Here is a 13,528-nt window from a genome sequence, read left to right as displayed (position 1 = left end):
AGGCTCTATTTTTTCCCGCCTGGAGTAGACAGTGATGCGCCGTCAGCTGTTCAAGAATGTGTGTTTTGTATTTAGCTTCGTTTTATTCTCAACTGTCGTGTCTTCGACTTCGCAGGCACAGACCGAGCAGGAGGTGACCGCTTCCCGTCTCAAGGGAGTTGAGTTTCTCAAGTCCCAGCAGCAGGAAGATGGCAGCTGGGAGTTTGAAGGTCATCCGGTGGGGATCACTGCGCTCTGTACAATGGCGCTGCTGGAAAATGGAATCCCCGTCAACGACCCTCTGATTCAGAAGGGCAGACAGTTTGTTCTGAAAGAATCAGAGAAGCTGAAATCGACTTATGATCTCTCTCTGGCAATTCTGTTATTATCCCGAATTGGTGATCGTGAGGACAAAGCTGATATTCGCCGGTTTGCCGCACGTTTAATCGCCGGTCAGACCACGACCGGGGGTTGGAGTTATACCTGTCCGCTGGCGTCTGCGAGTAGTTTAAATAATCCACGGGCTCGTCCTAAACTGGTAACTTCTCCCGGCGATAACAGTTGCACTCAGTTTGCAGTACTTGGGCTATGGACAGCCTCCCGTTCGAACATCAACATTGACGAATCGATGAGCGGCGTGGCACGACGGTTTGTCGAAACGCAGAACGAAGACGGGGGCTGGAGTTACAAGCTGCCCACGGAAGAAATGAAGGAACCGTCACGGAATTCGATGACGCTGGCAGGCCTCTTCTGTCTGACGGTTGCCCGCGCGACGAAAATCAGGTCAATGAATCAGGACATAGTCAAAGAAGCAGGTGACCGGGCTGAAACACAGAAGGAAGGAGATACTCTGGTTTCCGATCCGATTTTTGCCAAGGGGCTGGAGATGGCGGGAACCTATGCTGCAGGAATCAGTGCCTCCTCTGCCCGATATTTTCTCTGGTCGACTGAGCGCGTAGGCGTCTTGCTGGGGCTGGAAACTCTGGGTAAAACGGACTGGTTTTCCAAAGGAGCCTCTGCTTTGATTAAGACACAGAAAGAGGATGGCAGTTGGGAAGACTCGCGTGGTAAACTGGCAGAGACTGCTTTTGCGATCCTGTTCCTGCGTAAAGCCAACCTGGGTAGTGATATCTCACGTATGCTCAACGGGGAACCTGAGAAGAAGTTTCAGATCTATTCTCAGGAAAAAAAACCGGTGTTCGAAACACTGCAGGGTGCGGTCGCTGCTGCTAAAGCGGGTGATTTAATTCGAGTGAATGGGGACGGACCTTTTGGTGTACCGCATCTCGAAATTGATAAAACCCTGAGCATCGAAGCCGGCTTTGGCTATGCCCCGATCTTTCAGTATGAACGGGGAAAGAACAGTCTGGGGTTGCGATCGAGACCGGAGCGTGACCCGAATGTTCGACATATCCTGCGGGTTTCAAAAGGGACGCTGGCGCTGGAAGGCATCGGTTTTGAATTTGATCCTCCTGAAGTCGGTAAGGATGTGCCCTGGGCGGCGATTGTTGTGAATGGCGGGAATTTAAAAATGCTGAACTGTTCGATTTCAGAACAGAACGATAAAGGCATGGCTGCGGTGCAGTTTTTAAAGCCCACGGATTCTACTATTACCAACTGCTTTTTTGTGGGAGGACGCGCTACTTTTGAAATTGAAGGAACTGGAAAGCAGACGATTTCTGTGGATGACTCGATTGTCTTCTCCCGGAAAATATTCTCGGTGTTAAAAAGCTCCGGTACAACAGCAGGAGGTGATATCAATCTGAATCTGTCTCATTGCACGGTTCAGGGCGCAGAGGGTTTTGTGTTTGAACGTTTCGTGAAAAATATCCATGTGAAGAGTGATCATTGTGCTTTCAAAGTCGAAGACTTAGGCCTATCAATGTTGTCTGCTAAGGGTTCAAAAGCGAATCGTTCTTTTACCGGAGATGCGAATGTCTATGACGTGGATAAATGGCTGGGGTTGAGCGGTAAGACGGAGTCCGGCGTGACCGATGTCAAAAGCTGGAGCCAATTCTGGGGTAAGACCGATGAGACTTCTGTGGGAGATATACTGGCCTTTGCGTTTCGTCGACCCAATAATTCATTCAATCATCGCTACAAACCGGAGGACTGGGAAGTCTCGGACACTTCTCCGCTGCTGGCGCGCGGACTGGAGTTTGGAGCCAAACCAGCCAGCGTCGGTGCCGGACCCGGATTCAGCCGCTTTCGCAGCAGTATTCTGTACAATGAATGGAAGCAGAGACAGGTGGCAGATGCGAAGTAAACGGAAATCGAGTCGGTAGCGATTTGCTTTTTCTTCATGAAACGTTAGAATTCCCTGCTGACTGACATTCATGGCTGTTCATCAATGTCATTTCACCCTGTCAACGATTCGACGGTGAGAACGTTCACCGATTTATGAATGAATTCCAGTAAACAGCGCCGCCAGATAATTTTTGAAGCGGCACGACTGATGTATTCGCGACAAGAGACGGAGTATTATCGGGCCAAAATGAAAGCGGCTCGCAAAGTCTGTCAGGGCTGGGTCAAACCCGCCGATCTGCCTAGTAATCGCGAAATTCGAGACGAAATCCAGCGTTTTGCCTGCACGTTTGAAGGCGAATCCCGAACCGAAAATCTGCTGGGCATGCGCTTGCAGGCTTTACGGTTCCTGCGAATGTTCAAGCCGTTTCATCCAAAACTGATTGGCAGTACCCTGACCGGACATATTCGGCAGGGGTCGGATATCGATATCCATGTCTTTTCACACAGTTGTGAAGCGGTTACAGCACAACTGGATGAGGAAGGGATTTCATATCGTGTCGAACACAAAACAGTGAAAAAGCATGGTGAAGAACGAATTTTTACGCACATTCATATTCAGGATGAATTTCCCGTAGAACTGACTTTATATCCGACTGAACGGTCGAGCTATGAATTTAAATGTTCGATCACAGGGAAACGGATTGAACGCGCCACACTGCCAGAGTTTGAACAACTGCTGGAAAAAGAATATCCGGGCATCGATCTGGATCAGCGGCTGGCGGAAGTCGAAGAAAGCATCGACCGGTTTCAGATGTACCGACTGTTGCTGCTGCCCCTGGCAGGAGTCAAACAATCCAAAAAATATCATCCGGAAGGAGATGCGTTGTACCACAGCCTGCAGGTATATGATCTTGCGTGTGATGAACTTCCTTATGACGAAGAGTTTCAACTGGCGGCGTTACTGCATGACGTGGGAAAAGCCATTGATCCACACGATCATGTGGAAGCAGGCTTACAGGCTCTGGAAGGATTAATTACTGAACGGACTGCCTGGCTGATTCAGCATCATATGGATGCGCATGCTATCCGGGCAGGAACTTTGGGAGCACGCGCACGGAGGCGGTTGATGGCGAACGAAAGCTATGAAGACCTGCTGCTATTGGAAGATTGTGATCATAACGGTCGCGAACCGGGAGTCGAGGTTCCTGATGTAGAAGATGCTTTAGAAGCGATTCAGGAACTGTCACGCCTGTGCGGTTGATCTGATACCTTGTTAAAATACTAATATTTAATATAGATCTGAGAGGATTTACTTCTATGACAAAACGTGTCTTAAGTGTCGGACAATGTGTGCCTGATACCAGTTCAATAATACGCTTTCTGACCAGCAACTTCGATGTAGAGATTGATCAGGCGGACGTGGAGAGTGATACACTGGAGAAATTAAAATCGAGTGAATATGACCTGGTGCTGATCAACCGTAAGCTGGATGCCGACTACAGTGACGGCATCGAACTCATCCAGAAAATCAAAGCCACTTCAGAGGTCAAATCCAGCCCACTGATGCTGGTCTCCAATTACCCGGAGTACCAGGAGCAGGCTGTTGAGGTGGGAGCGGTGTACGGCATCGGTAAAGATCAATATCGAGATCCACAGACAACAGACCGTCTGCAACCTTATTTGGGTTGATAACGGAGATAACGACCGGGTAGTGTTTGTGAAGTGATTTCCAGCGGCTGGTTATTATGCACGATGGGGATTCCATTGGTGAAGACATAGTCGATGCCGCTGGAGAACTGCTGCGGATTATCGTAGGTGGCATGATCCTGCACGGTCTCCGGATCAAAAATCACCAGGTCCGCGAAATGCTGTTCTTTCACAAAACCACGGTTCGCCATGCCAAATCGTCTGGCAGCACAACCGGATAATTTATAGACAGCGTCCTCCAGCGAAAACAGCTTGTGGTCCCGCACGCAGGGGCCGAGCAGACGAGAGGCGGAACCGAACTGTCGGGGGTGAATCATGCCCCCTTCCATATAAATGCCGTCTGTTCCCATCATAAACAGGTCATGCTTTAAGACGAGGTCAACGAGCCTGTCATCTCCCATGTTGAAGACCAGCAGGACAGCCATCTCTTCTTCAATCAACAGATTGATCAATGCTTCTTCTTTGGGAAGACCCGATTCTTCCACATACTGGCTCAGTGATTTGCCTTGATATTGTTTGTTCTTTTCCGTGAGCACCCAGGCAATCTGAATCGCCGAGATATCCAGCAGGTAATTTTCCAGTCCGTATTTGAAACGCTGCTGCATTTCAGGGAGTTTCAGTTTTTCGATCGCTTTTTTGGGACCGTCTTCGAACACTTCGTAAGGCAGCAGGAAATGCAGCATGGTAGAACCGGGCTGATAGGGATATACGTCGAACGAGATATCGACTTCGTGGCGGGCGACTTTGTCGATGTATTCGAGTGCCTCTTCCGCCTGACCCGGGTGTTGTCCTTTCATATGGGAAATATGAACCTTGACCCCTGCTCTTTTGCCAATTTCCACGAGTTCTTCGATGGCCGGCATCAGCGATTTTTTGTAGCGGATATGCGAGACATAAAGTCCGTCGTATTCGGCCATCGCCTGACAGGCTTCGACCAGTTCATCGGTGGTTGAGAAACATTGCGCGACATAATCGAGCCCGGTCGACAGGCCAACCGCTCCCGCTTCCATCCCTTTGCGGACGTCGGCGCAGATCTGTTTCATCTGAAAGTCATCTACACGTTGACGACCGAAGCCACATGCCATCGATCGCAGGTTCGCATAGGGAATGTGAGTCATCACGTTTTGCACATTCTTGCCATCGATCAGGTTCATATAATCCTGCAGCGATTCCCAGCCGGTATATTCATGGGGGTAGAGCCCGTCCAGCGACTGCAAATAGTAAACCCAGTCCGCAGCAGTGCAGCGGTCCACGGGGGCATACGAAATACCATCCGCCATGATGACTTCGGTGGTGAAGCCCTGAGAGGTTTTGGAGATGAAGTTGGGGGTGTTGAGCAGCCAGCTGTCGGAGTGGTTATGTACATCGACAAAACCGGGGGCAACGACTTTGTTAGAGGCGTCGATGACGGTGATTCCAGAACTTTCAGGCAGATCGCCAATCGCGGCGATGGTATCCCCCTTGATGCCGACATCTGCCTGATAGCGGGGAGAGCCGGTACCATCGATCACAGTACCACCTGAGATTAATATATCAAAAACCGGGTTCACGCCTGAGGAATCATGGGTGTTCATAGACTACGTCAATTTCATCTTGTGGGGTGATCTGGGTGGGAACGCTGAATCTTCAGTTTACTTTGACATGATTCCTGTTCAGAGAAAAGTCCCGCTGGAAAATATTTCAAAATTATCAGGAGCTCTCAAGTCTCAGCCGGGTTGCTGCTGTTTGAGGATCCTGCCTGATTTGGGCGTAATTCTGTTTTCTTTCGTTCGGCCAATAACTACAATAAATAGAACTTTTCCGATATGAGATTCCTAAAAGTTCAGAAACGTTTTAACCGACTTAAGTAAAATGGCGTAATACGATTACATTAGAAATTCAAACAGGAGCACTTCATGAGTCAACGTACCACTCGCCGCGAGTTTATCAAACAATCATCGGCGTTAGGCGCCGCGTTCTGGGTTGGCGGACAAAATCTGCTGGCAGTGGAAAAATCGCCGCTGGAAAAACTGAATTTTGCTTCCATTGGTGTCGGCGGTAAAGGTTCCAGCGATTCAAAATCTGCTGCCGACAATGGGAATCTGATCGCTATTTGTGATATCGATGACAAACGTCTCCTCAAAGCGGCAGCCCGATATCCCAAAGCGAAAAAATTTAATGATTACCGGGAAATGCTGACCGAAATGGAAGGCCAGATTGATGCGGTCACCGTCAGTACTCCCGATCACTCGCATGCTCCAGCCAGTGTGATGGCGATGAAAAAGGGCAAGCACTGTTTCACTCAGAAACCATTGACCTGGTCGGTTCACGAAGCACGCGTGATGCGTGAAACTGCTCAAGAGCATGGTGTGGCGACCCAGATGGGGAACCAGGGGACTGCCAAGGACGGATTCCGTGAAGCCGTCGAAGTCATTCGTTCGGGCGTACTGGGTAACGTACGGGAAGCACATGTCTGGACCAACCGACCTGTCTGGGGTAAAGGTGTTGATCGTCCTCCTGCAGGCGAACCGGCTCCCAAACACATTCACTGGGATCTGTTCCTGGGGCCAGCTCCCTACCGTGAATTCAGCACATTATACCACCCGTTTGAATGGCGTGGCTGGCTGGATTTCGGCACTGGGGCTTTGGGCGATATGGCCTGTCACACCATGAATATGCATGTTATGGCGCTGGATCTGTACGACCCACAGTCGATTGTTGCAGAAGAGGAAGGGATGATTGAAAACGAAACCTATCCTAAATCGACGAAAATTACGTATCAGTTTGGTGAGCGTGGTGAAGGAAAGAAACTCTGCCCGCTGAAGCTGACCTGGTATGATGGTGGGAATTTACCGCCGGAAGAACTGCTGATGGGTGAGAAATTGAAATCCAGTGGAGTGGTTCTGGTAGGCGATGAAGGTAATTTTTATACGCCCGATGACTACGGTGCAGAATACATTCTGCTTCCCAAAGACAAGTTCAAAGATTTCAAAAAGCCAGAACAGAGCCTGCCTCGTTCACCTGGTCACTTTGAAGAATTTGTCGTGGCCTGTAAAGGCGGCGATCCCGCGATGTCCAACTTCAACTATGCCAGCCGTTTGACAGAGACGACTCTGCTCGGGAATGCTGCTATTCGTGCCGGCAAAAAGCTGGACTGGGATGCGAAGAAAATGGAATTCACAAATGCTCCCGAAGCTAATAAATTCCTGAGCCGTGACTACCGTGATGGATGGTCTCTCTAAATTGAAATGATCTGTTAGAAAAATACGCCCCGCGGGACACCGGTTCCTCGGGGCATTTTCGATTGAAATGAACGGATCAGCGAATAATATCTTCCAGCGCCGAAAGTGAAACGACTTCTCTTCGCGAGACCAGCGCGCGCTCTCGATTCGCGGCGATCCCGTGCAAACCAATTTTGTGGACGTACGTTTCCCGTGTGGTGGTTGTGTCGCGCAGATCATGCACGTCTGCATTTTCCAGAAACAGGTAATGCTGATCCTGGCCGATCAGAGTTCCGGCGATCACATACAGACTGGATAGGTCAACGACGACCGTCTTTCCAATCAATTGTTCGAGGTACTGGGAATCCTCACTCATTTTATGTTCTATCCTTATCAGGATGCCGAGCTGCTCTCAGCGGAGGTACTTACATCTGAGTCTTTATTCTGACTGGATTTCCGTTGAAATCAACCTGCGGAGCACAGGCAGTCTTTAAGATTTTGGGCGTGGAACGTTTCACGGAGTTGTCACGGGAAAACCCGGCTTGACCAGATTGGCAAAATGCAATATGAAAGTACGCTCAGAATCCTCTCTCAATCATCTGATAAATATCCCCACATAATAAATCAATCCAAGTCATAATATATCAACCGCTTAGGCTCCGTTTAGCCAGGTCGTTGATCAATGACCTTTTCTGTCTCACATTCGTGAAACGGTTCATTATGAAGAATTCTCGTACTCAATCATTGTCTGCGAAACTAAGCTGTGCGTGCCTGGTATGGCTCAGCTTGTCAAATCCAGGTCTGGTATTCGCTCAAGAGGCCCTGCCGGCAGCAGTTCGTTCCGAGACTTCACTGCTGTTGATGAAAACTGGCCGCATGGTTTCCGGTGAAATCAGTGAAAGTGCGGGAGGTTATCTGGTCAAAAACCCGACTGGCAGTATGGTCGTTCCGTTTGAGAGTGTGCTGTTCGAAGCAAAAGATCTACATGAAATCTATCTGAAACAGCGGGCGGCAATGAAGTACCCGACGGCGAATTCGCATCTGGATCTGGCCCGCTGGTGCATTACCAATGAGCTTTATGAAGAGGCCAAAAGTGAATTGCGGGATGCGATTCGGCTGGAACCTAAACGTTCGGAACCTCAATTGATGCTGCGTCGATTGATGGGGGTATCACAAGCGAACCAGCCTACAGTTCAGGAAAAGATCCAGGAAACACTGATTAAGAAACAACTGGAAAGTTCTGATGAGGCGACATCGCTGACCGGAATCTCGCGCGAGCAGTCAGCGTTATTCGTGCGAAAAATTCAGCCGATCATGCTGAATAAGTGTGGGAATGCCAATTGTCATGGCAATGCTGCGAAATCAGAATTTCGGCTGACCCAGGTCACCCGTCGTTATGGAAACCATCGATTTTACGCCGAGAAAAACCTGGCAGAAGTACTGCGTTGGATTAATCTGGATGACCCGCTGCGAAGCCAGTTACTGGTCAAGTCAGAGCAGGAACATCCACAGCAGGGAATCGTTGTCTACACTGGTTATGCAGGACGAAAGCAGCAGCAGGTCATTCAAACATGGGTCGCCGATATCGTAGCTGATCGTATCAAACAGGATCAGATGCGCGCGGACCGTCTTACGAAGCGGGCACAACGTCGAAGCGGATCGGCCCGGGAAAATCTGTTGAATCAGGCTGCCGGGACAGCGCCGATTAACAACATCCAGCAGGCAGACATGGAAGTTAAACCGGCGCGATTAAAAGGGGACATCTCTCTGATTTCCGGATTCGAACCGAAAAAGCTCTCCGATCAGGAAATCAATGAGCTGGTCAAAGAGAAGCCCGCTGATCCGTTTGACCCGGCACAGTTTAACAATGACGCCGTTCCAGAATAACGTACCCGGCTGCAATCAGAAGCACCAGTGTTCAATGAGCTTCGCAAATTTTTGTGTTCCCAGTTCCAGTTGTTCCAGTTCGATGAATTCATCATGGGTATGCGCCTGGCCGATGTCTCCTGGCCCGAATACAACCATATTCTTCATCTCGGGAAACAGGCTGCCATCCGTGCCATAAGAAACCGTTTTCGCTTTGTCTTTACCGGCGATCTGCAGCACTTCGTTAACAAAGGGAGAATTCGGATCGGTGTAAACGGGAGTGCCACCGCATTTGAACTGAAATTCGAGGCCACACTTTTCTGCTGCACTACGGGCTCGCTCTACCAGTTCGTCGGGCTCCTGCCCGGGCATGGGGCGGAAGTAAACCGTACAGATACTTTGAGGCGGTGTGATATTAACAGCCGCCGTCTTATCGTTGATGCCGATATTCCAGCCGTTGGTGGGAGGATCGAATTCCTCGTTCTGCCAGCGGGGATCGGTCATGCATTCGTCATACAGTTTTTTCATTTCGACGAGAAACGGGATCATGGCAAGATTGGCATTCACGCCGGTGCTCAGGCTGGAATGAGCAGCTCGACCGTGTGAGATCGCCTGAAAACCATAAGTCCCCTTGTGAGCGTAAACCACTTCCAGACGGGTCGGTTCTCCGATAATCCCGTGTGTTTCCCCGGCTACCATTTCCTGATACATGGCTGATTTTTCCGCGACGTTCCGGGCACCGTGGTAGCCGACTTCTTCATCCGCAGTACAGGTGATGTAAAGCGGATGTTTCAAATCTCGCTCTACATACTGCTTGGCTGCCGCCAGCATACAGGCAATGGAACCTTTCATGTCACAGCTGCCACGACCGTAGAGTTTGTCATCGATTTGTGTGGGAGTGAAGGGACTGAACTCATCTGTGAACCAGGGATCAGCGGGAACGACGTCGGTGTGAGCAAAATAGGCCATGCCCCCCTGCCCTGATCCGCGACGGCCGATGATATTGGCCTTGCGAATTCCCTTGGCGTCGTTGTATTCCAGTCGCTCAATCGCGAACCCCAGATTTTTTAAGACCGCTTCGACGTAATCGCTGACTGCCAGGTTTGATAAACAGCTGGTCGACTCAAAAGCCACCAGCTCTCTGGTATAGTTCAATGCATCCATGAATGAATTCCATGCTCGTATATATTGTGGTTATGTCTTCAGGTAACGCTGGAACTGAGACAGTGTCTTCTCCCACATGATGGGGGAGAGCACGTGACCTGATCCCTCTTCAATATAATAAGTAAAGTTTGTTTCTGCATTCATGACAGCATAGTTGTTTGCAATTATTTTGACACCGCTGCGAACTTCGTCGATCGGGCTGCCTCCGTCCAGTTCGCCGAAATTCAGATGCAACGGCCTGGGAGCGATCAGGGCAGCGATGTCGGGGGTATCACCAAATTCATAAATTCCAGGAATGAAATTCGGAAAACAGTGCAGCATGTGTTCGCGATGAATGCCTTTGTAAGTGGGCAGACAGCAGTTGCCGACCAGACATTTGAGGCGTGGTTCCCAAGGGCCGATGAGCCAGGTATGTGTGGAACCCATCGAGTGTCCGTAGCAGCCGATTTTCTCGTCTATGACTTCGGCACGGCTCTGCAGAAAGTCGATGGCTCGTTTCATGTCCAGAATGTTTTTCCAGGCCATGCATTTACCGTCGACGACGTAGCGCAGGAATTCGAAGCGTTCAAAATTCCCTGTTTTGAGTTTGCCAGTGGGATCCTGTCGTTCTTCAAAGCAGAGCGCATCGGGACAGAGTACGACAAAGCCCTCTTTGGCGAGCGCCGCTCCGGTGTGATGCATGGGGTTTCCGGCCAGGCCTGCCGGTTCGCTTTTCCCCAGATGGTACTGCCCGGCATGCTGATGCCAGACAGCAACAGCCGGCGCAGGATGCGCGGGCGAGACCATATCGGGAATCAGCAGCATGGCGGGAACCGGATCGCCGACCTCGGCTTCGTAGGTCAGCGATTCAATCCGGTAACCATCCTTCTGAATCGTTTCACGATGTTTGACATTCAGGTCTGGCGGCGCGGGCCAGTCTCCGCCCAGACCAGCTAACAGTTTTTGTTTAAAATCGGTGGGGGGCATGAAGTAGGCTCCTGGGGGTGAAGCAATTATGGTAAGCGTTGCTGGGTGAGAGCTGATTATTTCCATCAATCATAAAGAGAAATGATTCGAAATGATATGAAATTCGTTTTGCGTCAAGGTAGATTAGAAGTATCGAAAAAACAGACGAGCCCCGTTCAAGACAAATTCAGGAGTCCAGTCATGCGAGGCAAAGCGGATTTGAACTACGATATGAACAGCCTGGTCCCACCGACTACGAGGGAGGCAGTAGCTTCACTGGAAGAATGGTTGACATTCTATTTCGAAAAACCGGTCCAGTTCCCCGATGAGTTCATTGATCAATTACTTAACTTTCATGGTGGCATTCCTGGAAAACAGTGTTTCAATGAGCCTGACGGTACACAACGAATGATCTGCCGCTTTTGTAATATCCTCAGAAAAAAAGATCTACTCCCTCCCGCAGAACCTAGCTGGCGGGGCGGCTCTGATGCGAGATTTGAATATTGTATACGATTATTACTGGATGCAGACCCCTATTGTGGCAGATTAGGGGAATCTGAAGGTACGTTGGTACCCATAGCGGCGATCGACACCGCAGGTGGTTTTAATGCGCGGGAAATGGGTGAAATGGATTTGCTTTGTCTCAATTATGGAAATGAAGGAGAACCTTCCGTTGTCACCTGGAGTTTTGAAATGTCCTGGGCAGAGCCCAAATATACAATCAAGGTCGCAGATTCTTTCAAAGAATTTCAGAACATGCTCTACGAACGTCCCGATAGTTTTTATACCACGAACGATTGTGAGTATTTTTAACAAGCCGGATTTCAATGAAATCGCTATTTGCCACAACACGCGCTCGTGTTCTCGGGACCGCCGATGCCTGGCGATTTTCGACTCAGACGCGGGATTGTGAAGCATTCCAGGAATGTAAAGTGGAGTTGGAGATCCAGGGAGATGATGAAAGTCGATACTTGCTGATCTTCAGCCCTGAGGGCTATTTTTCTGCTGACACCTGGCATGAATCACTGGATGCAGCACAGGAAGAGGCGGAGCGGGTTTTAGGAGTGACTCGTACAGACTGGACCGAATAGAGATGAAAGCAGGCCGGGATATCCAGCCTGCTTTTGATCAGATTACTTCTTCATCGTCTCTGCTACCTGTGCAGCGAGTTTCTTCACGTCTTCGGGATCGGAGAGATCATTAAAGCTCTGTACGGTGACAGCCTGTTCCATGTGGCCGGCGTTTTCCAGTCCGACGGTCAGGTCTTGAAGCACAGCCGAGTATTCACCGGTCTCTGCGATTTTCTCGAGGGTAGGAACCAACTGGCTCTGTGAAAGGCCGGGGCTGACTTCGGGAGCAGCAGTGGAACTGCTTTCACAGCCAACCAGGCTGAGAGTCAAAAATAGGATTACGAAATATTTCATTGTGCCTGCAGTCTGTATTAATAAAAAGGTTGAAGCAGATGGTGCACCGTCTCTGCTGGACGACGTACTCTGACCAATAGTGAAGGCGTAGTGATAAACCTAAGGCAGTTCGACTACGTTGCCGTCTGCGATATATCCAAGATTCCCATACGTGGCGAGGTCCATGTTTTCGCTGAGAAAGCGAACCGCTCCATCGCCGAGCAGGAAGTGGCAGCCTCCGGTGTGTGAACTGGTGAAGTTCCAGGAACCGGCTGCGCCGTTAATGCCATAGTAGGCACTCGTGGGAGAAGTGATGGCGTTCTGTGTGTAATAAGCGCCATCTGAGTAATTACCAATCCAGATCGTACCGTTCTTGGTGCCTTCGGTCCCCCGCTCTCCAATGATGATTGTGTTACTCAATCCATCCCGATAATCACGGAACATAACATTGGAGTTATCATAAAAAGAACCGGTCGGTTTTGCGCTGGCAGTACTGCGGTATGTGTTGCCAGCGACTCCCGTGTAGTTAGATTTCCCATAGCCTCCCACATCGGTATTGATACCGCCCATGGGATCAGAGGGACAGATGTAGGCACTTAGTTTCACCTTGGAATAAGGAACCGGAACGCTGGCAGTACCAGTGGTGATTTCCGGGATGGTTGTCCAGTTGTTGTTAAAACCACCCACAGAGCCAATGGAATCGTAGAGTGCTGACTGCTCTACATAAGGCAAAATGAATGTGCCCCACCCCAGAAGATTACGATTGCTGGAATTGGCCAGGGGATCGTCGTCCAGATAACCGGGAGGCAGTGTGTTATGCACGTCATTGTAGTTGTGCATGGCGATGCCAATCTGTTTCAGGTTGTTCTTACAGGAACTGCGGCGGGCGGCTTCCCGTGCCTGTTGTACTGCTGGTAGCAGTAAAGCGATCAAAATGGCGATGATGGCGATAACCACCAGCAATTCAATCAGGGTAAATCCTTTAGTTCTTCGTTGACGTTGCAGCACGTTAGAATC

The 13,528-nt window shown here is 49.9% G+C and carries 13 protein-coding genes; 7 read left to right on the top strand and 6 right to left on the bottom strand.

Annotation, left to right across the window (positions count from 1 at the left end; translation table 11 throughout):
* Window positions 1–34: 34 nt before the first annotated feature.
* From Pan161_RS04480 to Pan161_RS04470, 3 genes are all read left to right on the top strand, one after another.
* Complete coding sequence (locus Pan161_RS04480; RefSeq protein ID WP_145224418.1) at window positions 35–2,245, top strand: prenyltransferase/squalene oxidase repeat-containing protein; 2,211 nt, start codon at window positions 35–37, stop codon at window positions 2,243–2,245.
* Between the two features lie 138 nt (window positions 2,246–2,383).
* Complete coding sequence (locus Pan161_RS04475; protein ID WP_145224416.1) at window positions 2,384–3,487, top strand: HD domain-containing protein; 1,104 nt, start codon at window positions 2,384–2,386, stop codon at window positions 3,485–3,487.
* Window positions 3,488–3,543: 56 nt separating this feature from the next.
* Window positions 3,544–3,915 (top strand): response regulator, encoded by a 372-nt coding sequence (locus tag Pan161_RS04470; protein ID WP_145224414.1) that lies wholly within the window; start codon window positions 3,544–3,546, stop codon window positions 3,913–3,915.
* Here Pan161_RS04470 and Pan161_RS04465 read toward each other — a convergent pair.
* Window positions 3,903–5,507, bottom strand: a complete 1,605-nt coding sequence (locus Pan161_RS04465) for an N-acyl-D-amino-acid deacylase family protein (protein WP_145224412.1) — start codon at window positions 5,505–5,507, stop codon at window positions 3,903–3,905. The two genes, Pan161_RS04470 and Pan161_RS04465, sit on opposite strands and share 13 nt — an antisense overlap.
* 321 nt (window positions 5,508–5,828) lie before the next feature.
* Between Pan161_RS04465 and Pan161_RS04460 the strand changes: the two genes are divergently transcribed.
* Window positions 5,829–7,154 (top strand): Gfo/Idh/MocA family protein, encoded by a 1,326-nt coding sequence (locus Pan161_RS04460; RefSeq protein ID WP_145224410.1) that lies wholly within the window; start codon window positions 5,829–5,831, stop codon window positions 7,152–7,154.
* A gap of 76 nt (window positions 7,155–7,230) precedes the next feature.
* Here Pan161_RS04460 and Pan161_RS04455 read toward each other — a convergent pair whose 3' ends face one another.
* Entirely contained in the window at window positions 7,231–7,509 is a 279-nt protein-coding gene (locus Pan161_RS04455; protein ID WP_145224408.1) for a hypothetical protein, read from the bottom strand.
* Window positions 7,510–7,919: 410 nt separating this feature from the next.
* Between Pan161_RS04455 and Pan161_RS04450 the strand changes: the two genes are divergently transcribed.
* A complete protein-coding gene (locus tag Pan161_RS04450) occupies window positions 7,920–9,020 on the top strand; it encodes a hypothetical protein (protein WP_145224407.1) in 1,101 nt (366 codons plus the stop codon).
* 15 nt (window positions 9,021–9,035) lie between these two features.
* Here Pan161_RS04450 and Pan161_RS04445 read toward each other — a convergent pair whose 3' ends face one another.
* Both Pan161_RS04445 and Pan161_RS04440 read right to left on the bottom strand, forming a co-directional pair.
* A complete protein-coding gene (locus Pan161_RS04445; RefSeq protein ID WP_145224404.1) occupies window positions 9,036–10,163 on the bottom strand; it encodes a M20 family metallopeptidase in 1,128 nt (375 codons plus the stop codon).
* 30 nt (window positions 10,164–10,193) lie between these two features.
* Complete coding sequence (locus Pan161_RS04440) at window positions 10,194–11,129, bottom strand: dienelactone hydrolase family protein (RefSeq protein ID WP_145224402.1); 936 nt, start codon at window positions 11,127–11,129, stop codon at window positions 10,194–10,196.
* Window positions 11,130–11,309: 180 nt separating this feature from the next.
* Here Pan161_RS04440 and Pan161_RS04435 point away from each other — a divergent pair, with 180 nt between their 5' ends.
* Window positions 11,310–11,921, top strand: coding sequence for an SMI1/KNR4 family protein (locus Pan161_RS04435; RefSeq protein ID WP_197995689.1), 612 nt, complete (start codon window positions 11,310–11,312; stop codon window positions 11,919–11,921).
* A 14-nt stretch (window positions 11,922–11,935) separates the two neighbouring features.
* On the top strand, window positions 11,936–12,199 hold the full coding sequence (locus Pan161_RS04430) for a hypothetical protein (protein ID WP_145224398.1): 264 nt from the start codon (window positions 11,936–11,938) through the stop codon (window positions 12,197–12,199).
* Window positions 12,200–12,241: 42 nt separating this feature from the next.
* Here Pan161_RS04430 and Pan161_RS04425 read toward each other — a convergent pair whose 3' ends face one another.
* Both Pan161_RS04425 and Pan161_RS04420 read right to left on the bottom strand, forming a co-directional pair.
* Window positions 12,242–12,532: a hypothetical protein gene (locus Pan161_RS04425; protein ID WP_145224396.1), complete on the bottom strand. Its 291-nt coding sequence runs from the start codon at window positions 12,530–12,532 to the stop codon at window positions 12,242–12,244.
* 99 nt (window positions 12,533–12,631) lie between these two features.
* On the bottom strand, window positions 12,632–13,519 hold the full coding sequence (locus Pan161_RS04420) for a DUF1559 domain-containing protein (RefSeq protein WP_232103620.1): 888 nt from the start codon (window positions 13,517–13,519) through the stop codon (window positions 12,632–12,634).
* Window positions 13,520–13,528 lie beyond the last annotated feature (9 nt).

The organism is Gimesia algae (assembly GCF_007746795.1).
Classification (GTDB): Bacteria; Planctomycetota; Planctomycetia; order Planctomycetales; family Planctomycetaceae; genus Gimesia; species Gimesia algae.
This window is presented reverse-complemented; position numbering and strand designations above follow the sequence as displayed.